At 52.8% G+C, this 25,534-nt stretch carries 15 protein-coding genes; 2 read left to right on the top strand and 13 right to left on the bottom strand.

The features are described 5' to 3' along the window. The first annotated feature begins 136 nt into the window (after positions 1-136). Complete coding sequence (locus G163CM_RS00810; RefSeq protein WP_231826527.1) at positions 137-328, top strand: YfgG family protein; 192 nt, start codon at positions 137-139, stop codon at positions 326-328. Positions 329-351: 23 nt separating this feature from the next. Here G163CM_RS00810 and G163CM_RS00805 read toward each other — a convergent pair whose 3' ends face one another. From G163CM_RS00805 to guaB, 3 genes are all read right to left on the bottom strand, one after another. Next, positions 352-1,422 carry an SEL1-like repeat protein gene (locus G163CM_RS00805; RefSeq protein ID WP_231826526.1) on the bottom strand — a complete coding sequence of 357 codons (1,071 nt, stop codon included), beginning with the start codon at positions 1,420-1,422 and terminating at the stop codon, positions 352-354. Positions 1,423-1,578: 156 nt separating this feature from the next. Continuing rightward, positions 1,579-3,156: a glutamine-hydrolyzing GMP synthase gene (gene guaA / locus G163CM_RS00800; RefSeq protein WP_231826525.1), complete on the bottom strand. Its 1,578-nt coding sequence runs from the start codon at positions 3,154-3,156 to the stop codon at positions 1,579-1,581. Positions 3,157-3,225: 69 nt separating this feature from the next. Next, positions 3,226-4,692, bottom strand: coding sequence for an IMP dehydrogenase (guaB, locus tag G163CM_RS00795; RefSeq protein WP_015963444.1), 1,467 nt, complete (start codon positions 4,690-4,692; stop codon positions 3,226-3,228). Between the two features lie 161 nt (positions 4,693-4,853). On the opposite strand from guaB, the gene xseA reads away from it, so the two are divergent. Beyond that, complete coding sequence (gene xseA, locus G163CM_RS00790; RefSeq protein ID WP_231826524.1) at positions 4,854-6,230, top strand: exodeoxyribonuclease VII large subunit; 1,377 nt, start codon at positions 4,854-4,856, stop codon at positions 6,228-6,230. A 119-nt stretch (positions 6,231-6,349) separates the two neighbouring features. On the opposite strand, the gene G163CM_RS00785 is transcribed toward xseA, so the two are convergent. The 10 genes from G163CM_RS00785 to rodZ form a co-directional block, all read right to left on the bottom strand. Then, positions 6,350-14,401 carry an adhesion domain-containing protein gene (locus G163CM_RS00785; protein ID WP_231826523.1) on the bottom strand — a complete coding sequence of 2,684 codons (8,052 nt, stop codon included), beginning with the start codon at positions 14,399-14,401 and terminating at the stop codon, positions 6,350-6,352. Positions 14,402-14,521: 120 nt separating this feature from the next. Next, positions 14,522-15,499: a SinI family autotransporter-associated protein gene (locus tag G163CM_RS00780; RefSeq protein ID WP_231826522.1), complete on the bottom strand. Its 978-nt coding sequence runs from the start codon at positions 15,497-15,499 to the stop codon at positions 14,522-14,524. A 54-nt stretch (positions 15,500-15,553) separates the two neighbouring features. Beyond that, positions 15,554-17,746 (bottom strand): intimin-like inverse autotransporter SinH, encoded by a 2,193-nt coding sequence (gene sinH, locus G163CM_RS00775; protein WP_231826521.1) that lies wholly within the window; start codon positions 17,744-17,746, stop codon positions 15,554-15,556. A gap of 213 nt (positions 17,747-17,959) precedes the next feature. Beyond that, entirely contained in the window at positions 17,960-18,178 is a 219-nt protein-coding gene (locus G163CM_RS00770; protein ID WP_231826520.1) for a zinc ribbon domain-containing protein, read from the bottom strand. A 49-nt stretch (positions 18,179-18,227) separates the two neighbouring features. Then, entirely contained in the window at positions 18,228-19,706 is a 1,479-nt protein-coding gene (der, locus tag G163CM_RS00765; protein ID WP_015963441.1) for a ribosome biogenesis GTPase Der, read from the bottom strand. 175 nt (positions 19,707-19,881) lie between these two features. Then, positions 19,882-21,060 (bottom strand): outer membrane protein assembly factor BamB, encoded by a 1,179-nt coding sequence (gene bamB / locus G163CM_RS00760; protein WP_015963440.1) that lies wholly within the window; start codon positions 21,058-21,060, stop codon positions 19,882-19,884. A gap of 10 nt (positions 21,061-21,070) precedes the next feature. Beyond that, entirely contained in the window at positions 21,071-21,691 is a 621-nt protein-coding gene (locus tag G163CM_RS00755) for a YfgM family protein (RefSeq protein WP_149464790.1), read from the bottom strand. A 33-nt stretch (positions 21,692-21,724) separates the two neighbouring features. Continuing rightward, positions 21,725-22,999 carry a histidine--tRNA ligase gene (hisS, locus tag G163CM_RS00750; RefSeq protein WP_231826519.1) on the bottom strand — a complete coding sequence of 425 codons (1,275 nt, stop codon included), beginning with the start codon at positions 22,997-22,999 and terminating at the stop codon, positions 21,725-21,727. 114 nt (positions 23,000-23,113) lie between these two features. Further along, positions 23,114-24,232 (bottom strand): flavodoxin-dependent (E)-4-hydroxy-3-methylbut-2-enyl-diphosphate synthase, encoded by a 1,119-nt coding sequence (ispG, locus tag G163CM_RS00745; protein WP_015963437.1) that lies wholly within the window; start codon positions 24,230-24,232, stop codon positions 23,114-23,116. Between the two features lie 26 nt (positions 24,233-24,258). Beyond that, positions 24,259-25,269: a cytoskeleton protein RodZ gene (gene rodZ / locus G163CM_RS00740; RefSeq protein ID WP_231826518.1), complete on the bottom strand. Its 1,011-nt coding sequence runs from the start codon at positions 25,267-25,269 to the stop codon at positions 24,259-24,261. Positions 25,270-25,534: the final 265 nt, after the last annotated feature.

Here is a 25,534-nt window from a genome sequence, read left to right as displayed (position 1 = left end):
AGTATTAATATCTTATATAACATTAATTAATGATTCGTTTGACGTTTTTTTACATTGTCTTTGATTGACCCCGTTGATTCCCTATGCCTTAATGTAGACATCGCCCCGTTTGTGGGTATTGTTAAAGGACCCCTTTGTGAGCCAGGCTACCAGTATGCGAAAACGACACCAATTCAATGGTCGAATGATTCGAATCATACTCCTCATCAGTTTGATGTTCTTCCTTGGGCGTTTCGTCTACTCCTCTATCGGTGCATGGCACCATCATCAGGATAAAAAAGAATCACAATCAACGAACCTGACGATTGAGAAGCCTGTGCAGCGCTGACTCTCGAGCGTTTGTCCAGACTATTATCTATTCGTGGTTTCGCGTGTTCCCAACAACCACTCCCCCACATAATGCCCGCCCACGCGGCTATACCACATCAGCGCCAGCAGGATGTTCTTTTTCGTACCTTCGCCACGCAAATACATCCCCGCTACCGCCTTTTCAGCGTCAACCAGCCCACGCTCGGCAGCTTTCAGGTACCATTCCAGTGCCAGTGGGCGATCTTTATTCAGGTGATAGCCGTTGTAATACCATACGCCAAAGTTATATTGGACCTTCGCAATTTCTCGTTCTGCTGTCTGGCGATACCACGCCTGTGAATGAACTTGCTCAGGCCTGTGGGCTTTGTCATATATTTCGCCAAGAGGAAGCTGGCATGGTGCATAGCCACCCTGCACCGCTTCATTAAGCCAGTAGACGGCCAGCCGATAATCCGGCTCGACGCCTTTCCCAGTGAAATAAGCCTCGCTGAGGTAGAATTGCGCAGGCCGATACATTCTGTCTGCCGCTTTGCGCATATAAGCCACCGCTTGCTTATCATCCTTAGGTAAGGCAAGGCCGTGCGCATACATTACGCCAACAAGAAACTGTGCTGGTGAAGCGGGATTGCCTATTTTATCGGCGGCTTTACGATACCAGTTAAGTGCCTGTTGATAATCCTGCGCAAATCCATCACCGTAGTAGTACGCGTTTCCCAATATGACTTGCGTAGAACTGTCCCCCTTCTCCGCCGCCTTGCGATACCATTTGAGGGCTTGTTGCCTGTCTTGTGGGAAATTTTTGCCATATTGGTAATGATAGCCCAGGATGAAATACTCAAACCCGTTACCTTCCTTGCCTGCTTTTTCAAGCCACTTTATCGCCAGTTTATAATCAGGAATAACATATTCACCATTCGCATACATATCGCCAAGAATAAATTGCGAAAGGTAATGCCCTTCTTCCGCTTTGCGCTCAGTTTGTTGTACATACTGACACTCCTCTGAATCTGACGTGTATCGAGGCAGGCAGCTAGCGGCATAGCTTTGTTGCGGAAAAATAAAACCGAATAATGTAAAAACAGCCATTATTCTCAAAATTAATATTAAGCGCATACAACATCCTTATTGTCATTTTGACATCAAATTATCTGTGCAAGATTGTTTCCGTCATCGCTTAATTGTGCCTTCGCCTTTCCGGCGAATAGCAGCATAAAAAAACCCGCCGTTAAGCGGGTTTCATATTACTTTACCGTATCAGTGCAGGAATAATCATTCCCACTCGATCGTTGCTGGCGGTTTACCGCTGATGTCATACACCACGCGGGAAATACCGTTCACTTCGTTGATGATGCGGTTGGATACGCGGCCCAGGAAGTCGTACGGAAGGTGCGCCCAGTGTGCGGTCATAAAGTCGATGGTTTCGACGGCGCGCAGAGAAACAACCCAGTCGTACTTACGGCCATCGCCCATCACGCCAACGGAACGTACCGGCAGGAACACGGTGAACGCCTGGCTCACTTTGTTGTACAGGTCAGCTTTGTGCAGCTCTTCAATGAAGATGGCATCGGCACGACGCAGCAGGTCGCAGTACTCTTTCTTCACTTCGCCCAGCACGCGAACGCCGAGGCCTGGGCCCGGGAACGGGTGACGGTAGAGCATGTCGTACGGCAGGCCAAGTTCCAGACCAATTTTACGCACTTCATCTTTGAACAGCTCACGCAGCGGTTCAACCAGGCCCATCTTCATCTCTTTCGGCAGGCCGCCCACATTGTGGTGAGATTTGATGACGTGTGCTTTACCGGTAGCGGAAGCCGCAGATTCGATGACGTCCGGATAGATAGTGCCCTGCGCCAGCCATTTCACATCTTCCAGTTTCAGCGCTTCTTCGTCGAACACTTCAACGAACACGCGGCCGATGATTTTACGTTTCGCTTCCGGGTCATTTTCGCCCGCCAGCGCGTCGAGGAAGCGTTTTTCGCCTTCTACGTGAACAATGTTCAGGCCGAAGTGGTCGCCAAACATGTCCATTACCTGCTGGGCTTCATTAAGACGCAGCAGACCGTTATCCACGAACACACAGGTCAGGTTTTTGCCGATAGCGCGGTGCAGCAGCATCGCGGTTACAGACGAGTCCACGCCGCCGGAGAGGCCGAGGATCACTTTGTCATCGCCAACCTGCTCGCGAATGCGTGCCACGGCGTCGTCGATGATTTTTGCCGGGGTCCACAGGGCTTCGCACTGGCAGATATCCAGAACAAAACGCTCCAGCATGCGCATACCCTGACGAGTATGGGTCACTTCCGGGTGGAACTGCACGCCGTAGAAGCGTTTTTCTTCGTTCGCCATAATCGCGAACGGGCAGGTTTCGGTGCTGGCAACGGTCACGAAGTCAGCCGGGATCGCGGTGACTTTGTCGCCGTGACTCATCCAGACGTCCAGCAGCGGTTTGCCTTCCGGCGTCAGGGAATCTTCGATACCGCGAACCAGGGCGCTGTCGGTCAACACTTCAACCTGCGCATAGCCGAATTCACGCTCAGAGGAGCCTTCCACGTGGCCGCCAAGCTGCATAGCCATGGTCTGCATGCCGTAGCACACGCCAAATACCGGTACGCCTGCTTCGAAGACATACTGCGGCGCGCGCGGGCTGTTTTCTTCCGTGGTGCTTTCCGGGCCACCGGAAAGAATGATGCCGCTTGGATTAAACTCACGGATTTGTGCTTCAGTAACATCCCACGCCCACAGTTCACAGTAGACGCCCAGTTCACGCACGCGACGTGCAACCAGCTGAGTGTACTGAGATCCGAAATCGAGAATAAGAATGCGATGCTTATGAATATTGTCTGTCATTTGACGATTGTTCCGAGGCAAGTGAAACAGGGTAAATAAATCGCCCGACGCGGAGTCGGGCGAAGAAAATCAGGAACCCAGACGGTAGTTCGGGGATTCTTTGGTGATGGTCACGTCGTGAACGTGGCTTTCCTGAATGCCCGCACCGCTGATGCGTACGAATTCAGCTTTAGTACGCAGCAGGTCAATCGTACCACAACCGGTCAGGCCCATACAGGAGCGCAGGCCGCCCATCTGCTGGTGAATGATCTCTTTCAGGCGACCTTTGTACGCTACGCGGCCTTCGATACCTTCCGGCACCAGTTTGTCGGCGGCGTTATCGCTCTGGAAGTAACGGTCAGAGGAACCTTTGGACATCGCGCCCAGGGACCCCATGCCACGGTAAGATTTATAAGAGCGGCCCTGGTAGAGCTCGATTTCACCCGGGGATTCTTCAGTGCCTGCCAGCATGGAACCCACCATTACCGCGCTTGCGCCGGCGGCGATGGCTTTCGCGATATCACCGGAGAAACGGATACCGCCGTCGGCAATAACCGGAATGCCCATACCTTCCAGCGCTTCAACCGCGTCGGAAACAGCAGTGATCTGCGGAACACCTACGCCGGTAACGATACGGGTAGTACAGATGGACCCAGGGCCAATACCTACTTTCACCGCGCTGCAACCCGCTTCAGCCAGTGCACGAGCACCTGCGCCAGTTGCGACGTTACCGCCGATGATTTGCAGATCAGGATATTTGGCACGGGTTTCACGAATACGTTGCAGAACGCCTTCAGAGTGACCATGAGAGGAATCAATCAGCAGGACGTCAACGCCCGCGGCAACCAGCGCATCAACACGCTCTTCGTTGCCCGCACCTGCGCCCACTGCCGCGCCTACGCGCAGACGGCCATGCTCGTCTTTACAGGCGTTCGGTTTACGTTCTGCTTTCTGGAAATCTTTAACGGTGATCATGCCGCGCAGATGGAAGCTGTCGTCAACGACCAGCGCTTTTTCAACGCGTTTTTCGTGCATTTTGGCCAGAACCACTTCGCGGGTTTCGCCTTCACGCACGGTAACCAGACGCTCTTTCGGCGTCATGTATACGCTGACCGGCTGGTTGAGGTCGGTAACGAAACGTACGTCACGACCGGTGATGATACCCACCAGCTCGTAGTCTTCGGTGACAACCGGGTAGCCTGCGAAACCGTTACGCTCTGTCAGTTCTTTCACTTCGCGAAGCGTAGTGGTCGGCAGAACGGTCTGCGGGTCGGTGACAATACCGGATTCATGTTTCTTCACGCGCTTAACTTCTTCAGCCTGGCGCTCGATAGACATGTTTTTGTGGATAAAGCCGATGCCGCCTTCCTGCGCCAGCGCGATAGCCAGGCGAGCTTCAGTCACGGTGTCCATTGCCGCAGAGAGCATAGGAATATTCAGGCGAATAGTTTTCGTCAGTTGGGTGCTGAGGTCAGCAGTATTCGGCAGAACGGTGGAATGAGCGGGAACAAGGAGGACGTCGTCAAACGTCAGAGCTTCTTTAGCGATACGTAGCATGGGCAATATCTCGACCAGAGTGGTTAATAAATATTGCCGTGGCATTATACAGAGCGTAATCGGTTGCATCCACCTTTTTTTGCAAATAATGCTTGCGCTCCCCGGTCAGCACGTTACTATCGATTGAATAACCTGCTGATTTAAAATTTGATCTCGCTCACATGTTACCATCTCAATCCCCCGCAATTTTTACGGTTAGTCGCCTGAATCAGACCGTCCGTTTGCTGCTTGAGCAGAAGATGGGGCAAGTGTGGATCAGCGGCGAAATCTCTAACTTTAGCCAGCCCTCTTCCGGGCACTGGTACTTTACCCTCAAAGACGATACCGCCCAGGTGCGCTGCGCGATGTTCCGCAATAGCAACCGCCGGGTCACCTTCCGCCCACAGCATGGGCAACAAGTTTTAGTTCGCGCCAATATTACGCTCTACGAGCCGCGCGGCGACTACCAGATAATCGTTGAGAGTATGCAGCCGGCCGGTGAAGGGCTGCTGCAACAGAAGTACGAACAGCTCAAAGCGAAGTTGCAGGCTGAAGGTTTGTTCGATCAGCAATACAAAAAACCACTTCCCTCCCCTGCGCATTGCGTTGGTGTGATCACCTCAAAAACCGGTGCTGCGCTACATGATATTTTGCATGTGTTAAAACGTCGCGATCCTTCTCTACCGGTGATCATCTACCCCACCGCCGTTCAGGGCGATGACGCGCCGGGGCAAATTGTTCGCGCCATTGAACTGGCGAATCAGCGCAATGAGTGCGACGTGTTGATCGTTGGGCGCGGCGGCGGTTCGCTGGAAGATTTATGGAGTTTTAACGACGAACGCGTAGCGCGGGCTATTTTTGCCAGCCGCATTCCGGTCGTCAGCGCCGTCGGGCATGAGACGGATGTGACCATTGCCGATTTTGTTGCCGATCTGCGTGCGCCAACGCCGTCTGCCGCCGCTGAAGTAGTGAGCCGTAATCAGCAAGAGTTACTGCGCCAGGTGCAATCGACCCGTCAACGGCTGGAGATGGCGATGGATTATTATCTCGCCAACCGCACGCGTCGCTTTACGCAGATCCATCACCGATTACAGCAACAGCATCCGCAGCTCCGGCTGGCACGCCAGCAAACCATGCTTGAGCGCCTGCAAAAGCGGATGAGCTTTGCGCTGGAAAATCAACTTAAGCGTACCGGGCAACAGCAGCAGCGGTTAACACAGCGGCTGAATCAGCAAAATCCACAGCCGAAGATTCATCGCGCGCAAACGCGCATTCAGCAACTGGAATATCGCCTGGCTGAAACCCTGCGCGCACAGCTTAGCGCCACGCGTGAACGGTTTGGTAATACGGTAACGCATCTGGAAGCCGTAAGCCCTCTGTCAACGCTGGCACGCGGTTATAGCGTCACCAGCGCCGCCGATGGCGCGGTGTTAAAGCAGGTGAAACAGGTGAAAGCGGGCGATACGTTGACCACGCGATTAGGCGATGGTGTGGTGGTCAGTGAAGTCAGCACAATAATGAAAACGCGTAAATCGCTAAAAAAACCGACAACTCTGTAGGCCGGACAAGGCGCAGCCGCCATTCGGCGTTTGGGGCCGCAATGCCTGATGGCGCTTCGCTTATCAGGCCTACAAAGTCCCTTGTGTATGGCCGCCGTAGGCGGCCCCCCACATTGATCTTATTGGGTACAAGTCACAAAGCCTTTTGTGCTGCCCGGAGTAATAGCGCAGTCCTGTTGTCCACTATTCTCAAACACGCCGCATCTCTGAGAAGATAAGTAAGGAAAACTCGGGGATGCAGGCCAACCCAGCGAATTAAAGTTAGTATACAGCCCCATTAAGTCGTCATCGTTTGGCGCGTTGGTCAAGCTGCCACACTGCGCCTCGATATCCCAATTCCTTGAATCCACCATGTGCCCCATAGCCCAGGCTTCATTGTTTACGTCAGGCGTGGCTGGGGAAGAAGCATTCGCAGGTAGCTCCGATGCCAACAACGGGCGATGCAGTGTTTTACCATTCACCGTGGTCGTATCTGCCATGTGCCCCCAGTAATAGGCGCTTGAGACATTCGGGCTGGTCACTACGGTGAAAATAGCGTCCATTGTCGCAGTGATGCTGGTGTTATTGTCCAACGTGACCGTCAACGGCGTTTTATAACCCGGCGTATTATTCTGTTTAACCATAAACGTCGCCGTACCGTCAGAACCGGTGGTTCCCTGCAAAGCATTGCCACTGTCAGGCCACGTCACCGCCGCTCCCGATGTCGGCTGAACGGTCATGTCATCCATCGCATCCACATCGCCGTACAAGGCCATACCTGGGTTTCTTGGCGCAGCATCACCGCGTTTCAGCGTAAACGCCACATTCGGCACCGTTTTCCCGGCGCTGTCTTTCACCGTTACGGTAACGGGCATGGCTTCGCCTTTTTTCACTTTCGCCGCCTGAGTGGTAGCGTCAAACGCCGTTGAGGTGAGCGTGACGCTGGAAACGGTTGAACGCGCATTAACCAGGCATGGCAGAAATGCTCCTGTTGCATTCGTATACAGCGTGCCATTCCTCAAATCCACCGACTGATCTTTACCCGCGGCGGATTTATCCTCTGCCCACCAGGTGTAATACACAGACCAGCCCGTTTCAGCGGCGAAGGAGTTATCCGGATAACGCGCAGACAGTGAACTTAAATCACTAAGCAGAGGCTGTCTTGCCACTTCGCAAGGGGTCACACTCTCATCAGATTTTTTTGTCGGTGAATAGTAAGGCCAGTCCTCATTATTGTTATTGATCTTGCCGACGCCGGAGGTCGATGGCAGTTCACTCCACAATTTCGGGCGTTCAAATACCGCACCATTCACTGCCGTCAAGGTTGCTGGCATATGCCCCCAGTAGTTTGCCTTCGGCGAATCCGGGCTGGTTACCACCGTGAACATCAGGTCCTGGTTGGCGGTGACCTGCGGATTTCGCCCCAGTGAGGCTGTAAACGGCGTTACCAGGCCGATGGTATTTTTTTGTGTAATATTGAACGTTACAGTGCCGTCACTGCCGGTGATGCCGCTCCATGTTGCCGAATTCGCGGCGAAGGAAATGCTGGCTGATTCCGGTGTGACTTCATTTAAAATAAGATCATCGACGGTAGTGGAGGAGACAGAGATACCTGAACGGCTTTTCGCCTGCGCGCGCTTGAGCGTAACGCCTTCGCCGCCAACGGGGTTACCATTGGCATCTTTGATCGTCACCACTAAGGGAAGCGTCTCACCTTTTTTCACAGATGACGTAGGTGTGCCACCATTGCTGGCGGTTCTGCCTTCATCGTAGGCGGTTGATGACAGTGTAAGGCTTGCCGGTACCGAATGCGGTTGCGTCAGGCAGAGCATTAAAGCGAATCCACTCGACGTGGTCGACGATTGTCCCGTTTTCAAATTAATGATGCCGTAAAACCACACCGACCCGCTGGGGTTAGGCATACTCATTTCATAAGCCCACCAGTTTCCACTTCCGGCAGCTACAGGCAACCCCAGATCCGTCTGTATTGCCCCGCCAGGATGATCGTTATAGAGCCCCTGTAGCTCATTGAGACGCGGCTGATACTCCAGTGGGCAATCCGACGTAGCTCTGTCGTTAACACCAATGTATGACCACGACTCATTATTACTGCCTACCGAGGACCCGGAGGTTGCTTCCGCTGCCAGTAAAGGTCGTTTAAAGGTCACCCCCGCACTGCTGGTAAACGTGTCGGGCATATGACCCCAGTATTTTGCTTTCGGTGAGTCGGGACTGGTTATCACCGTGAAAATGACATCCATCGTGGCGCTTATTGAAGTGTCGCGTAGCAATGTTGCAGTGAGCGGGGTTGCCAGCCCATAAGTCCCGTTTTGCGTCACATCAAAGGTCACTTTACCATCACTGCCTGTCGTCAACAGTGCTTTTGATGTATTACTCGTGAGAGTCATATTTACGCCAGCAGGCGTGACAGGCACGAGGGTGAGATCATCAGCTGAAGCATCGACACTGTATTTTGCACGATCCAATGCCGTCCCGCGTACGAGGTTAAAGTTGGCGCCGGGCAATGGATTTCCTGCGCTATCCCGCACAATCACCGTCATCCGGATCGCCGTACCTTTCGGCGCGGTTGCGCTGGGGCGACCATCATTACTGGCCGTTTTCTCCGCATCCAGTGCCATGGAGGTTATCTCAATAGAAGCAGCCACTGCATGAGGGTTTACCAGACAGGGCACAAACGCCACGGTGGTTGACGACGCCCTGGCGCTTGATCCATTCGATAAACTAATAGACTGATCGTACCAGGTATTCGCGTAGGCAACTTTATCGTAAGCCCACCAGGTTTTCGTCAGCGGAAGGCCTAAATCGGTTCCTATCGCACCATTAGGATGTTCACTGTACAACTCCTGAAGTTCGCTTAATAACGGTTGATAAGGTTCGTCACAGCCTGATTTGCTGACATCATTTTTTGCTGCTGTATTCAAGGAAAGCCAGGATTCATTATTTTCCACGGTTGACTGCCCCGCTGGATGCTCGGCACTAAGCATTGGCCGCTTGAAGACAACCCCCGACCTTGTCGTGAAGGTTTCAGGCATATGCCCCCAGTAGTTTGCCAGAGGCGTATCCGGGCTGGTTATAACGGTAAACATCACCGGTAATTTGTTGGATTCTATCGTCGACTGATACAACTGAGCGTACATATTGGTTAGCAGGCCCACGGAATCATCTTGTTTTACCGTAAACGTGGTAGTCCCATCCGCGCCCGTTACCCCATAAAGCAGTGTTGACGAACTATCCATCTTCGTAGAAGTCCCTGCCGCGTTAATCACTGTAAGCGGCTTATTTATCATCGTGGCATTTTGACGATTCGTTGAACCCTCTCGCTTGAGAATAAAGGGAGCATTGGGCACGGTATTCCCCTGCGCATCTTTGGTCACCACGCGAATCACCGCGTCTTCACCTTTTTTCACTTTCAATGCACTCAAGGTATCGTCAACTTTGACAAATTGCGCTGCATCGTTCGCTTCAACAATGATCTGACTGGCAACAGCGACTGGCGTGGTCCGGCAGCTAAGAGGCCCTGCATTACTTGATGAAACCTGTGTCTCATCTCCCGTTTTCAACGAAACGACATCAAACTTAAAGGTTTGAGTGAACATATCTGCGACAGTATTCGAGATATAGGGCTTTGAAACTGGCCAGCCAATCGCATCATGCAATGCGCTCCCCCCCTGGTGCGCATAAATGGCCTTAAGTTCATTGTCAGTTGGAACATACTCTGCGCCACAACCACTTATCGAAGTATCGTTAGCCTTGTCAGCCGGGAACATAGACCAGTTTTCACCCTCTTCTGCCAGGGTGCTGATACCATTAGAGGCGCTAATCTCGTCTCTCAGCAATGGCCTTTTATAAATGAGACCGTCATCGCCTGTCGCCGTTTCAGCCATATGCCCCCAGAATTTGGCTTTTGGCGAATCCGGGCTGGTAAGCACCGTAAAGACGACGGGAAGCGACGATGTAATGCTGCTGGAGGAGTCCAGCGCTGCCGTGAGTTCCGTTTTTAACCCGGTAGTCTGGTCTTGTTTCAGAGTGAAGGTGGTGGTGCCATCGGCACCCGTCACGCCATAAATAACCAGGGTTGTTGAAAGAAAATCATTTTGGGTATTTCCCCAGGCATCCGTTACCGCCAGGGAGGCAATCGACGTGCTATTCGATACGTTGGCCCTGTTCACGCTGATGTTTCGTTTGAGGGTAAATGCGGTATTTCCTACAGGATTCCCCTGCGAATCCTTCGTGGTTACACGCACCACTGCCGCTTCGCCTTTTTTAACTTTGACAACATTATTTGTGCTGTCGAAGGTGGTTGGATCCGCTGCGTCCAGCAGAATCTGGCTTGCCTGTAACACCTCGGTCGTCTGGCAGGTTAACAACTTCCTCTCGGAAGCGGATATTGAGGTACTGGTTCCATTGCCCAGATCGACGGCTTTGTAATTATGCTGCGATAAACTGTCCGTACTCGAGGTGCTTGAAAGATAATGAGTATTTACAGGCCAACCTTGTACGGTTTTCATCGCGTTGCTGCGGTTATTGTCAAACAGCGACTCCAGCCCAACCTGCGCAGGAACATAATTAGCCCCACAGCCATTGCTGGAGGAGTTTGCCTCGCTGATGTTATACAACGACCAGACCTCATTATCTTCAGTAAGAGAGGACTGAGTTGACCACTCATTCAGTAAGCGCGGGCGTTTAAATACCGTGCCGTCAGTAGCCGTCACCGTTTCCGCCATGTGCCCCCACATTTTCGCCTTATCGCTGTCCGGGCTGGTCGCAACGGTAAAAATGGTGTCGAGGCTGGCGTTTTTCGTTGCATCAGAATACAGCGCCGCGATCAGCGCCGTTTTGGTGCCATGCGTATCCGGGCGAGTGATGGTGAGTATTTTAGTGCCGTCGCTGCCGGTCATGGCTGTGTATGCAGTCGCGGTATCATTCAGTGACGTTTCATCCGCCAGGCCACCGTTGACGATGACTGGCGCAACCAGCGCATCACCGCTGCCAGCAATATGTTTTTCATTTGAGCGGGTGTAACCATCGCCACGTTTCAGGGTGAATGGCATATCCGACAGTGCATTGCCCTGGGCATCCTTCACCGTTACCTTAACCTGGAGCGTTTCGCCTTTTTTCAGCTTCGCCGCTTTCGCCGTCGCGTTCCATTGCGCCTGATCCACCACCTCTAAGGTAATAGCGTTAGCAGGACTATTTGCCGTCGCCAGGCAACTGACATAAACCGCGTTACTACCGCCAATAGCCTGTGCGCCATCATTGAGTGCAATGGTATAAAAATGAGGAACTTTATCCGCAGGGGAACTACTCCAGTACGGCTCACGCAGGGTTGGCCAGCCGTGTACTGTCTGTACAGCGTTACCCTTATTAGCCTCATAGAGCGCACTAAGCTGGGAACGACGTGGCAGCATATTCGCTCCGCAGCCACCGTTACTTATACTTGACGTATTTGCCTGACTCACACGCGCCCAGACTTCATTGTTTTCTGTCAATGTCGCATCCGGGCTGGAAACTTCCGCTGCCAGTTTGGGCCGGGTGAAGGTTAAAGAATCGACTGTAATAGTCTCATCCATATGCCCCCACATCTGCGCCGCCACCACATCCGGGCTGGTGGGGGTGGTGAATATCACGTTGTAATTCACTGTATTGGGAATATAGGAGTTAACAGGCGCAATATTCAGCGGCGTCCCTAAGCCCACCCCCTGGGGTTGTTCAATCTCCACCGTTGCGTAGCCCTGTGCATCCGTAGTCCCGGAATAAACCACCGAGGCCTGGGATGTTCCATAGAGCGTGCCGTTCATTTTTATCGCGCCACTCGTCGGATCGGTAAACCCGGTAGTCTGCCCCTGACGGTTTCTACCCATCTCCTTTGTGATGCTGAAGGCGGTAAACGGCACGGCCGCATTATTCAACGCATTGAAGGTATGCACCGTCATGGTGACGGTTTCTCCGACTTTCGCCTTCGCTTTGCTGCCCACGGAAACGTCATGATCGGTCGTAGCGGTAATCTGGGCAACCATCTCATTACCGGAACAGGAGAGATAGTTCTGCTTAAAGCCTGAATAGGTGTCGATGTTACCTGTGCCCAGGTTAACAGATGAATGTGGCTCTTGTTGTACCGCACTAAGATAATCTTGTTGCACCGTTGGCCAGCCATGTTCGGTACCAATCGCATTGCCGGGATGCGCTGTGAACAGACCATGCAATTGATCCTGACTCGGAATATGACCTACACCACATTCAGCCTGCATACTGCTATTCTGGTCGAACAGTGCCCAGTCTTCGTTGTTCTCCCGCACCGAACCGAGTTCATGGTCGGTTTCATCTGCCAGCCGTGGACGTTTAAAGATATTATTAGAATCAATAATACCCTGCATATGCCCCCACATCCGGGCCTTGTCACTATCGGGGCTGGTAATCACCGTAAAAATAACGTCTTTCTCATCCGACGCAGTGAAATCGCTACGCATCTTTGCGGTAATGTGCGTTTTCACACCCGCGCCGCCCGGTTGCGTTAGTGTCAGTGATGCCTGGCCATTCACATCGGTAATGCCTTCATAGGTATGCGCGTCAACCTGATGGACGTTACTGCCACCCGCTATCTGCACCGGATGCGCTTCCCATGCCGCATCCGATTGATTTTTACGGTTGATGCCGTCATCCAGATGTAACGAAAAGTAGTAATACGCCAGCGGTTGATTATTGTTTTTGTCATCGGTGATGGTTACACGCAGGGACGCTTCTTCCCCCACCTTTACTTTCATCGCCTTTAACGTCGAATCATAGCTTCCCGGTGTTAGCACCAGTTTCGGTTCAACGTCAGGAGCTTCTTTATCGACGCAACTGACAATAAACGTCGTATCGTCCGGTTTTTGCGCTTCGCTACGGTTGGAAACATCCGCCGCATGGTGCTGTCCGGTCATTCCCGCCAGTGATGACCAGTAGTAGTTACCCTGTATCGGCCAACCAACGAGCTCCTGAACTGTCGTGGGCACCACCGTTGCCAACGCGCCAAACTGGCGCATACCGGGCAAAATGTCGCAATGTTTATCCGCACCACTCCAGGTGAAGGTAGACCAGGTTTCATTGTTATCGTTAACGGTACCATTTTCGTTATCGACTTCTGCCGCCAGTTTTGGCCGACTGAACGTATAATCATGGGCCTTTAGCGTATCGGGCATATGGCCCCACATCGTGGCCTGAGGGACATCCGGGCTGGTAAGGACGGTAAAGATCACTGCCGTTTCACTGGTTTGACCAATACCTGAAAGGCTGGCTACCAGCGGCGTTTTTACACCAGGGCCGTTGGGTTGCGTGACCGTGATCGTCGCAACGCCGTTCGCATCGGTGGTGCCGTGATATTCGGTCGCGATAGTGGTCAGTTCAGTTCTGTCCAGAACAACCGGCGAAGCATTATTGACCTCACCCTGTCGGTTTTCAGCATCTTTGCGTTTGATAATAAAAGGAATATTTCCTGCAACGTTGCCGCTGCAGTCTTTGGTGGTAACGGTCAACGTGATATTGCCGCCAACGGTAGTTTTCGCCCCGCCCACGGTATCGTCATAACCGGCCGCACTGACAGAAATTAAGTCGCCCTGGGCCGGTGCAATATTTAACGTCACTTTTTTATCGACAAGCGTCAGAAGACTTTCATAGGGATAACCTGTCGAGGTGCGTAGATAAAGCTGCGGCATGGTCTGCTGTGGGTCTGGCTGCGGCCAGACAACCAGCGAACGCCCGGCAAGCCCTTGCGCACAAAAGGAACGCCCAGCCACTGGCTGTGGATTAAGAAGGGTTTCCGGTGTCGCCGCATCCGCCCAGACTAAAGAGACCGCTGGCGGCGTTTGGTTTTCCCAACGGGGATTGGTAAACACATCGCCTTCCAGGTCCTGCGGGTTCGTCACAATCAGCTTCGACACATCCAGATTAACGCTAAATTCATTGGGTTTAGCGGAAAACGCAATATCATGGGTCTTCGCGGGATCAAGCCAAATACTGCCCTGATAAACCGGCATACTGGCGCTGTCGGCATTGGGGACGGTACCGTTAAATTCACCCGCCGTATCGGATGAGTCTTGCCATGACGAGCCCGCCCATGACCATCCCGGCAGCATTGCGGTAAGCAGCAATACAAGCAGAACATAAAAAGTACCGGGTTTCAGGGGCTGGGACATGAAAAGAACTCCACCAGTTATTTAACGATCGGTTACCGCATCAACATATTTTGCTTAATCCTGAATTAAGCAAAATATGCGGAAACAGCATTCCCTTGCGGGAATGCTGTTGAGCAAGTGTTATTTGTGTTTGTAGATAATCTGCAGTTTGTAACCCTGAACCCCATCGCCGTTGGTCGGGATCGCAAGGGCATCTTTGCCATCACGAGCAGGGCCGTTAAGGTTGGTTCTGGCTTCGTCGTTGGTCGCAGGGATGACCAGGTTTTGATTATCGAAGCTTGAGTTAACAATGCCGCCCCCCGTACCGAGCTGATCGCTGGTGTCAGAGAGAACCCAACGGAAGTCGTAATTGGCGGTAACATCAACGTCAGTACCTGCGTCATACTGACCGTTTTTGTTCTCATCCGAGTACAGTTTGGCGACGTACGTTTTGCCCAACTGGATTGGCGTATTGCCGTTAATAAGGTTGGTCGAGGTATCTTTAACAAAGATGGCGACTTTCAGGTTCTGGTTAACTACCGGTCCTGGATCAACGTTATCTTCATCGCTTCCCCCGCCGTTAGCATTTGAAACATCATAAAGATGCAGCGCAGTCCCAACGTATGGCGTACCCGTCTGGGTGGTTGGGGTAATTTCAATACCGATATAGCGTCCACGGTCGGCATCGGTAAGGGTGTAAGTGGTCACCTTCGTTGCCAGCTCTTTTGGATCGCCCCCCTGGGCGTCCTTGTAGCTCATCCAGCGGATGGTATCGATGGTTTTTGCATCTTTACCCGCCGTACCAAGATCGACGTCGCCTTCAGTATCGCCAATCGCCCAACTGAGCGTTAATTTGTCGCCAGAGTACATACGCTTGTCGGATGTACTGCCTGACGGACGAGTACCTTGATAGTCAGATGTTAACGTCACCCGACCCGCGCCAGTTACCTCATCTTCATCGACGGGGTAGAGCCACGGAATAGTCCCCTGGAAAATATTGGTCTCGCCGCTCTCGATCCACGCGCTGTCTTCCGCCAGCGCAAGGGGCGTCACGCAGTAACCCGCCAGTGCCAGCGCCAATGCGATCCGGGTCAGACCGCGTCTTTTGTCCTGCTTCATTGAGTCTCTCCTTAATGAATATTCAGCGACTGGCCGACTGGCCTTACGCCAATCTTATTTTTTGGTGTACAGCACGCGTAAACCGTATCCCTGCAAGCCATCTTCCACTTTTGCACCATAGGATTGCGCCGCTTCACGGTTGGTCGCCGGTATTACAATGTCTGCATTGGATGTGTTCGCCTGCGCACCTACTTCGCCATTGATGCTCTTGCCGGTAAATTCCCACTTGTAGTCGTACTGAGTCATCTCTTCATCGGTTAGTTTTTCCGACTGCTGAAAAACACCGTCTTTGTTGGCATCACGCCACAACACAAATCGGTACGTGTTGCCCAGCGGCAGGGGGTCTTTATCATTGCCGATCAAATTGACTGGCTTCGCTACCCCAAGCCGGTAAATGAAAGCATTAAGCCCGCCGATATCAGATCCAATAAACGTGACATCCACATAGTTACTGTCATCGTAGGGAGCCGCTTTCGCTTTCCAGCGGAAAACGCCTGGCAATGTACTGGAGAGGGTTACCGTTCCCTTTTCTTTATCTTGTTTGGCAATAAACACGCAGGGGTTGTCGGTCGAGCAGGGTTTATTGGTTAGCGTGACTTTTTTGTCCTGAGCGTCGTAGAGCTGCGGTGCAAGATTATCTTCTGGCAGAGCATCACCGTTGCGGTCCGTGTTATCGCCAAAACTGTCCGTCACCTCGAGGTCCATGACCACACCATCAACGCCATCCGCCTGAGCGCTGGCTTCATGGCTGTGGTTATTCTCGTCAGGCGCATCAGCAATGTTATTGACGATAAGCTCTATTTTACGGTCCTGCTGAACGGTGATCTCCACCAGGCCGGAGTTTTGCCGATTACCTTTTTCATCTTCCAGCGCCAGCCGTACCCGCCAGGTATTGAGTTTTTCCTGCTCAGCGTTGTCAGAGCTGTACTGCCAGGCAGGCAGTACCAGATTCCAGTGGTTGTTGTTGCCTTCAGTGATGGTATTTTCTTTGATGACAGGCATCACCAGCGTACGGGCGGCATTGTTTTTCGCCTGCCATGACGCAGCGACAATTTTGTAGTGGTGATTGATCAGTGCGTTAATGGTCCACTTACATTTTTCCAGACCGACCGCCGCTTCAGGAGTGTCCTTAATGACGCACTCAGGGTGCTCGTTGGTCGCATCCGCTTTCAGCCACAACGTCACATCCAGAGGGTCTTTCTCTTTATATTCCAGGACGATAAAGTTATTACGCTCGACAAAGTCCTGTCGGCTCCCCATCAGCGAGTGGGCAGCGCTCACTTTCTCCGGATCGAGCTGATCTCTCAGCGGAACGCCAAACTGGTAATTAAGCGTTGCAGTAACAGAGAGATCGCTGTTATCACCAGTGCCAGCTTTAAAATCGGTGCCTACGGCGATGAGCGACACGGGCTGATATTTCACGCCAAGCGTGACGGCAAAGGGATCTTTCTCCAGATTATCGGTGCCAAACAGGGCAACTTCGTCACCGTAATACTGTTCAAAAACGATTTTACCGCCGAGCTGCGGATAAGCGGGCAACCAGCCTTCAGCGCGAATATCCCAACCGCGCGCAGGGCGCTCTTCATAGAAGTCGAAATCTTCAGAATCTTTCCAGCTGGAAAGCGGATGATAATAGTTTCCTGAGAATTTTAAATAATCGGTCCAGGCTTCTGTCCCTAAACCTAAACGACGATGCCCACGGGTGAAATCATAATCGTAAAATATATTTCCACCCAACAACCATTTTTCGGTGTTATACCTTAAACCAAAGCCTAAATTACCAATAGTGCGATCGTCTTTTCGCTGAGTCGATAATTGGCTAAAGAATAAAGTCTTCTGGTTATCATATAATGGAACGAAATAATCAAGAGAGCTTCCATCCAGATCGCCTCCTTGACCAATGGAGAGATTAGAACGGACTTTGCCGAAAGGCGACATCGCGCCTTCAATGAGAGACTGCGCCCCGGAAGTGACCTGCCCCTGCAGATAGCTTCTGGCTTGTGATTCCAGTGCTTGTGGCGTGAGATTATCAAACCCCTGGGTTGCCGAATTGATAAAGTAATCGGCCCCTTGTTCCTTGAGCGTTTTTCCTTTGGTATTTTGCTCTTCCTGTTGTGTGGCCTGGCTACCCAGTTCGGGAAGTGCGGGTTGCACAGATGGCTTTTCTTCAGATGCAAAAACACCGGATGCAGTAAACACTGTACCCGATAAAAGCATCCCAATGACAAAGCGCATCCATTGCACCATGAATATTTATCCGCAAAAGTTTGAGCGCAGTGATTTTATTATGCCTGTCGGATAAAAACACGAAAATACATCTAAATGAATTCCTAAAAATTACTCAGCGTGATTTACAACAATGTTTTCCCCTCTCAAATAATTCTAATATTTTATACGAAAGCCATATGTATTTATTTATTAAATATTTCTGGCTAAATAATTCCGTGAATTAATATTAATTCAGACAGGAATAACAAACTCCACCCGCTTACGCGAAATCAGCCCGTGCCCATTCTGGCAGAAATAATCGACCGCGCCGCAGGCTTTCAGAACCTGTAACGGCTGATGGCAATCAGGGCAGCAGGCCAGCAGTTCGACATCGTTACCGCAGGATGGGCAGTGCGCATGGGCGCCATCCTGCTCCAGCATGTGCTGACATTTTGGGCAATGCAGTTCCATAGTGGCTCCTTAACGACAATGGCCTCGTAAAGAGGCCATTGATTAGTGATTACTTGCTTTTCTTTATGTGCTGAATCAGACGCTTACGTTTACGCATCTGGGTTGGGGTCAGCGTATTGCGTTTGTTCGCATACGGGTTTTCCCCTTCCTTGAACTGAATACGAATCGGCGTACCCATCACATCCAGCGACTTACGGAAGTAGTTCATCAGATAACGCTTGTAGGAATCCGGCAGGTCTTTCACCTGGTTGCCGTGAATCACCACGATTGGCGGGTTATAACCCCCGGCGTGCGCATATTTCAGCTTCACGCGACGGCCACGCACCAGCGGCGGCTGATGGTCTTCCACCGCCATCGTCATGATGCGAGTCAGCATGGCGGTTCCTACGCGGCGGGTCGAGCTGTCATAGGCTTCGCGTACGGATTCAAACAGGTTGCCGACGCCGCTGCCGTGCAGCGCAGAGATAAAGTGCACGCGCGCGAAGTCGATAAAGCCCAGACGGTAGTCCAGCGTCTCTTTCACCTGCTCTCTCACTTCATTACTCAGGCCATCCCATTTGTTGACCACGATAACAAGTGAGCGCCCACTATTCAGGATGAAGCCCAGCAGCGACAGGTCCTGATCGGAGATGCCTTCACGGGCATCAATAACCAGCAGAACCACGTTCGCATCTTCAATCGCCTGCAACGTCTTGATGACGGAGAATTTCTCGACCACATCGGTAATTTTGCCGCGCTTACGCACACCGGCGGTGTCGATGAGTACGTATTCACGCTCATCGCGTTGCATCGGGATGTAGATACTGTCACGCGTGGTGCCCGGCATGTCGTAGACCACCACGCGGTCTTCGCCGAGAATACGGTTAGTAAGTGTAGACTTACCGACGTTTGGGCGACCAACAATTGCCAGCTTGATAGGCAAGGTTGTCGGGTCGAAATCATCTTCCGGCTCTTCCAGCGGTTCACCGTTCTGCTCGGCTTCAAATTTCGCCCAGTACTCCGCGTCTTCGTCTACTTCTTCCGGCGGGTTAACGTCATCAACAAACGGCAGCAGCACGTGTTCCAGCAGGCTGGTCACGCCGCGACCGTGGGAGGCGGCGATCGGGTAGATATCACCCAGGCCGAGCGACCAGAAATCAGCGATGGCCTGATCGGCATCAACGCCGTCCGTTTTGTTCGCTACCAGGAAGGTCGGTTTTTCACGAGAACGCAAATGTTTGGCGATCGCTTTATCCGCAGGCATCAGCCCGGCGCGCGCATCGACCATAAACAGCACCACGTCGGCCTCTTCAATCGCCAACAGCGACTGTTCCGCCATACGCGTTTCTACGCCCTCTTCTGTACCGTCGATACCGCCAGTATCAATACAGATGAACTCACGCCCTTCCACTTCAGCACGACCGTATTTACGGTCACGAGTCAGACCCGGGAAATCCGCGACCAGCGCATCACGAGTGCGCGTCAGGCGGTTAAATAGCGTGGATTTTCCAACGTTAGGGCGCCCGACAAGCGCGACCACAGGAATCATGTTAAAGCCTCATTAACTCAATATTTGGTTTGCCGGGTGGCGCTGCGCTTACCCGGCCTACAGAAAATGTAGCCTCATAAACGTTGCACCATCGGGCACAAAAACAATAATAATAAAAATAGCAAACGGCCCCTGATTCAACAGGAGCCGTTATTCACTGAATCACCGCACTATTTTAACGCGTAATCGCGTACAGCGTACCGTCTTTTGCCTGAATCAGCAGTTTGCCATCGGCAACAACCGGCTCAGTCAGGAAGCCAGAGCTGTCCACTTTTTGCTGTGCAACAAAGCGGCCATCTTCGGTGTTAATCCAGTGCATATACCCTTCGCTATCGCCAACCACCAGGCTGCCGTTATACAGCGCAGGCGCAGTCAGCAGACGGTGCAGCAGATCGCTTTGCGTCCACAGCGTTACGCCGCCGTCAGTGGTGAGCGCCAGCAGGCGGTCATTCTGATCGACCATGTAGATGCGGTTGCCATCGACGATGAAATCATTCACCGAACCCAGCTCGCGTTTCCACAGGATCTGGCCGCTGCGCAGATCCAGCGCGGTCAGGTTACCGTTATACGCCAGCGCGTAAACGACGCCATTGGCGATAACCGGCGTGGTATCGACATCGCTCAGACGGTCAATTTCGGTGTTACCCGTTGCCTGAGAAATACGTTGCTGCCAAATCAGCTGGCCCTGCTGCATCAACACGGCGCTGACGCGTCCGTTATCACCGCCCACAATCGCTGCGCCGTAAGCAACAGCCGGAGCGGATTCACCGCGCAGCGACAACGCTGGCATATCCAGGTTGACGGTCCACTTGATCGCGCCGTCAGCTTCGTTCAGCGCCTGCAGTTGACCGTTACTGGTATGAACCAGCACCAGGCCGTCGCTGACTACTGGACGAGACAGAACTTCACCCGCCATAGCCGTCTGCCAGGTGATGGAACCATCGCCTGCATCCAGGGAATAGACTTTCGCTTTTTCGCTGCCGACATACACATGGCCGCCAGAAACGGTCAGGCCGCCGGAAAGCAGCGCCGGTTTACGTGACAGCCAGCCATCTTTTTCCGCCAGGTCGATAGACCAGACTTCTTTGCCGTCATCAGCGTTCAGTGCTTTAACGGTACCACGACGGTCTGCCGCATAAACCACGCTGTCTGCATAGGCCGGATGCAGGTTGGAATAGAAGTTGCCAATTCCGTTACCCACCGACACATCCCATGCGGTAGAAGGTGTGAACTGGTTTTCAACCGTCGGCAGCGGGGACATTTTTACGATATCTTCTTCGCCGCTAAACCAGGAACAACCACTCAGCAGAGTGACAGAAAGCAGTCCTGGCAAAAGTAATTTACGCAATTGCATCGGGTCCCTCTCAGATGGACAAATTATTAATTTTCATGCGCATCATTTCGCTGAGCGCAGGAGAAGCATCGCTTTTCGCTCCTGCTTCCCAGGCCGCGCGAGCGCCTTGTTTGTCACCTTTGCTGAGCAGAATTTCCCCGCGCAAATCGGCGACGATAGCCGTCCAGCCTTCGCCTTTAATGCTTTCAATGGTCTTCAGCGCCGCATCAGGCTGCTTCATTTGCAGCTGAACGCGTGCCAGACGCATGCTGATAACCGATTTCAGATTCTCATCAGAAGCCGCAGCTAAGCCCTGGTTAAGCTGTTTTTCCGCTTTATCCAGTTCATTTTTGTCTACGTATTGCTGAGCCAGTTCCAGCGACGCGAAAGCACCGTAGGTGTTTTTCGATTCGGCAGCGAATTTCTCCGCCCCGGCCAGCGCTTCCGGTTTCCCTGAACTTAGAGAAGAAACGGCATTTTCATAGGCCTGTGAAGATTCACGCGCCGTATTCAGCTGATGGGACGTCCAGTAACGCCAGCCAACCAGCGCACCAATCCCTAAAATGACCCCAACGGCCAGCGCTTTGCCGTTTTCGGCAAAGAAACGCTTAAGCGCGTCAACCTGGTCGTTATCGTTATTGTACATTTCCACGCAGTCCTTCTCCTGATAAAAATGTCCGGGAGATTAACCCAGAATAGTGCGCAAATGCGCGGCAACGCCGTCCTGCGTTACGGTTGTCTGCTCGCCAGAACGTAAATCCTTCACGACCACATTCGCTTGTGCGACTTCAGACTCACCTAACACCAGAGCAACGCGCGCCCCCCATTTGTCCGCACGGGCAAACTGTTTCTTGAAGTTGCCGCCGCCGTGGTTTGTCATCAGTTTCACACCCGGAATTGCATCACGTACCTCTTCAGCCAGACGCATTGCGGCGGACTGAGTATCAGCACCTGAGGCTACCAGGTATATATCGACAACAGGATCGGCTTTAAATTCCGGATTAACTGCCTGAACTAACAAAACAAGTCGTTCAAGACCCATCGCGAAGCCCACCGCCGGGGTTGCGCGACCGCCCAGTTGCTCAACCAGACCGTCATAACGCCCACCGGCGCAAACGGTACCCTGGGAACCCAGACTGTTGGTCACCCACTCAAAAACGGTGCGGTTGTAGTAGTCCAGACCGCGCACCAGACGCTGGTTGACGGTGTAGGCAATGCCTGCCGCATCCAGCTGAGCGCATAGCCCGGCAAAGTGTTCGCGAGACTCATCGTCAAGATAGTCGCCCAGTGCAGGCGCGTCGTTCAGCAGCGCCTGAACGTCCGGATTTTTTGAATCCAGTACGCGCAGCGGGTTGCTGTACATACGACGTTTGCAGTCTTCGTCCAGCTTCTCTTTATGCTGTTCGAGGAAGGCAATCAGCGCATCACGATAGTTGGCACGCGCTTCCAGGGAACCAATAGAGTTCAGCTCCAGCGCGACATGTTCAGAAATGCCCAGCGCCCGCCACCAGCGAGCGGTAAGCATAATCAGCTCGGCGTCGATATCCGGCCCTTGCAGACCAAACACTTCGCAACCCAGCTGATGGAACTGGCGGTAGCGGCCTTTCTGCGGACGTTCGTGACGGAACATCGGCCCGATATACCACAGACGCTGCTCCTGATTGTACAGAAGACCATGCTCGATGCCGGCGCGTACGCAGCCCGCAGTACCTTCCGGACGCAGGGTCAGGCTATCGCCATTGCGGTCCTCAAAGGTATACATCTCTTTTTCAACCACGTCGGTCACTTCACCAATCGCGCGTTTGAATAACGGGGTCTGCTCTACAATCGGCAAACGGATTTCACTGTAACCGTAGCTGCCGAGCACGTTTTTGAGTGTGCCTTCAATGCGCTGCCAGATGGCGGTCTCGCCAGGCAGATAATCGTTCATGCCGCGAATGGCTTGAATGTTTTTTGCCACGTTTATTCTCTTTATAAATATAAAAATGAACCCTCAGCGGATTTCCCGCAGGGGTTCAATCATACACGGGAAGTTCGGGTCGTCATACTTCGAGAACGCGAACTTCCCATCTTGTTATTTTTCAACCTGCTGAACGTCGATGCGATTAGCTTCATCCAGAATCGTCGCCTTCGCACGAATGCGGGCTTCCAGTTGGTCAATCATATCGTTGTTATCCAGACGGTCTTTACGCACGCCATCTTCGTACAGGCCGCTTTTCTTATTACCGCCTGTTACGCCCAGCGTTGACACCAGCGCTTCACCTGGGCCATTCACCACGCAACCGATAATGGAAACGTCCATTGGCGTGATGATATCTTCCAGGCGCTGTTCCAGTGCGTTGACCGTACCGATAACGTCAAATTCCTGACGTGAACAGGTCGGGCAGGCGATGAAGTTGATGCCGCGCGCACGAATACGCAGGGATTTCAGAATGTCGAAACCGACTTTGATCTCTTCAACCGGATCGGCCGCCAGCGAAACACGCAACGTGTCGCCAATCCCTTCCGAGAGCAGTAACCCTAAGCCGATCGCCGATTTCACCGCGCCGCTGCGTGCGCCGCCTGCTTCGGTGATCCCCAGGTGCAGCGGCTGATCGATCTGCTTCGCCAGCAGACGATAAGACTCAACGGCGAGGAAAACATCAGAGGCTTTCACGCTGACTTTGAACTGATCAAAGTTCAGACGATCGAGGTGATCGACGTGACGCATCGCGGATTCCAGCAGCGCCTGCGGCGTAGGTTCGCCATATTTCTCCTGAAGATCTTTCTCAAGAGAACCGGCGTTTACGCCAATGCGGATAGGAATATTTTTGTCGCGCGCGCAGTCCACCACCATCCGGATACGTTCTTCGTTTCCGATGTTGCCGGGGTTGATACGCAGACAGTCGACGCCGTATTCCGCAACCTTCAGCGCAATACGGTAGTCGAAGTGAATATCAGCCACCAGCGGCACGCTGACCTGCTGTTTGATGAGTTTGAACGCTTCTGCCGCGTCCATCGTCGGCACGGAAACACGAACGATATCCGCCCCGACGCGCTCTAACGCTTTAATCTGATTAACCGTTGCTTCCACATCGGTGGTGCGCGTGTTGGTCATCGACTGTACGGCGATGGGAGCCCCATCGCCAATCGGCACGTTCCCAACGTAAATGCGTTTCGATTTTCTACGTTGAATTGGAGCCTGGTTGTGCATGAAAAATCTCCCGCGTTGCCCGTCTGTTACTGTGCCGGTGATTGTTCGGCATTCACGGTCAGACGCGCAACCTGGTTAGTTCTGATAAAACGGCTCAGATCGACAGGTTTACCCTGATACTGGATCTGTACTGCAGCCGGCGCGCCAATTTTCAGTTTGTACGGCGCCTGGCCCACGAGATTCAAGTTACCATCTTTACGCTGCATCCCGCTGAACAGTTTTTTACCGGTCGCATCGGTGACTTCGAGCCAGCAATCGGCGGTAAAGTTCATCACCAGCGCATTCGGGTCAGCCGCTGGCGTGGCAGGCTGAGCCGGGTCAGTTGGCAGGCCCGTTGCAGTTGGCGCAGTCGTCTGCGCGGTCGCGGCCGGGTCGACATTCGCCTGGGACGGCGCAACAACGGCATTATTCTGCGCATCGGTTGCTGGCGCAGGCGTCGCTGTCGGGGCTGGCGTTTGCGTCGCAGCGGTATCTGCTGGCGTCGTTGCTGGCGCGGTGTTATCCGCTGTAGCAGGCGCACTGGTTGCGCCGGTATCTAATGGCACATCCTGAGTACCGGTATTGCTGCTGTTGTTGAGTTCCACGGAGGATTGATCCGCCATGGTGGTGATCTCTTCCTGCTGCGCTTTGTGGTTTTGCCACCACCACGCCACCGTCAGACCGACGACCACGAACAGCACCAGCCAGGTGAAGCTCATCAGCCAGCCGTCGCGTTTTTTGCGACGTTTACCCAGCGAGAAGCTCTGCATCGGCGCGACTTTCGCCGCACGAACCGGTGCCTGCTTTTCCATCATCGGCAGCAGTTCTTCTTCAGGAATATGAACGAGGCGAGCATAAGAACGGATATAACCACGCAGGAATGTTGAAGCGAGTTCAGCGGGCGCTTTATCTTCTTCAATATCGCGAACGGTGGAAACCTTCAGGCATAACCGTTCAGCAACCGCCTGCTGGCTGAGTCCGAGTTGTTCACGGGCATTGCGTAAACGGGAGCCCGTGGTACGTGCTTCTTGTTGATCAGGGTTGGTTTCAGTATTCATTCGCTACAACTGCTGGTTCGTGAAATTAAGACTCTGATGCAGACTACGCCTACACCGCGAAACATCCGATCGTTGACTTCGAACAGACAGTACAAGCTGCCCGGTTAGCGACCTCAAAACAGCACCAGAGACGGTAGCGGCACTGTCATTCCTGCGCTACATACTGCCTCAATACTGGCGGAAACGCACCGTAATTATTAACCAGATCAGTACGTTTCGCCTAATCCTTGCCCATTTAACGTCGCGCACGCCATTTCTGCCGTGC

This window comes from Pseudocitrobacter corydidari, assembly GCF_021172065.1.
Taxonomy (GTDB): Bacteria; Pseudomonadota; Gammaproteobacteria; order Enterobacterales; family Enterobacteriaceae; genus Pseudocitrobacter; species Pseudocitrobacter corydidari.
Note: the sequence above shows the minus strand (reverse complement) of the source record. Positions and strands in the feature narration are given on the sequence as shown.

Excerpts from the sequence above, each read along its gene's own strand:
- xseA (WP_231826524.1), top strand. The coding sequence starts at position 4,854 with ATGTTACCATCTCAATCCCCCGCAATTTTTACGGTTAGTCGCCTGAAT.
- der (WP_015963441.1), bottom strand. The coding sequence starts at position 19,706 with ATGATTCCTGTGGTCGCGCTTGTCGGGCGCCCTAACGTTGGAAAATCC.
- ispG (WP_015963437.1), bottom strand. The coding sequence starts at position 24,232 with ATGCACAACCAGGCTCCAATTCAACGTAGAAAATCGAAACGCATTTAC.
- guaA (WP_231826525.1), bottom strand. The coding sequence starts at position 3,156 with ATGACAGACAATATTCATAAGCATCGCATTCTTATTCTCGATTTCGGA.
- G163CM_RS00805 (WP_231826526.1), bottom strand. The coding sequence starts at position 1,422 with ATGCGCTTAATATTAATTTTGAGAATAATGGCTGTTTTTACATTATTC.
- guaB (WP_015963444.1), bottom strand. The coding sequence starts at position 4,692 with ATGCTACGTATCGCTAAAGAAGCTCTGACGTTTGACGACGTCCTCCTT.
- G163CM_RS00770 (WP_231826520.1), bottom strand. The coding sequence starts at position 18,178 with ATGGAACTGCATTGCCCAAAATGTCAGCACATGCTGGAGCAGGATGGC.
- bamB (WP_015963440.1), bottom strand. The coding sequence starts at position 21,060 with ATGCAATTGCGTAAATTACTTTTGCCAGGACTGCTTTCTGTCACTCTG.
- sinH (WP_231826521.1), bottom strand. The coding sequence starts at position 17,746 with ATGGTGCAATGGATGCGCTTTGTCATTGGGATGCTTTTATCGGGTACA.
- rodZ (WP_231826518.1), bottom strand. The coding sequence starts at position 25,269 with ATGAATACTGAAACCAACCCTGATCAACAAGAAGCACGTACCACGGGC.
- G163CM_RS00785 (WP_231826523.1), bottom strand. The coding sequence starts at position 14,401 with ATGTCCCAGCCCCTGAAACCCGGTACTTTTTATGTTCTGCTTGTATTG.
- G163CM_RS00780 (WP_231826522.1), bottom strand. The coding sequence starts at position 15,499 with ATGAAGCAGGACAAAAGACGCGGTCTGACCCGGATCGCATTGGCGCTG.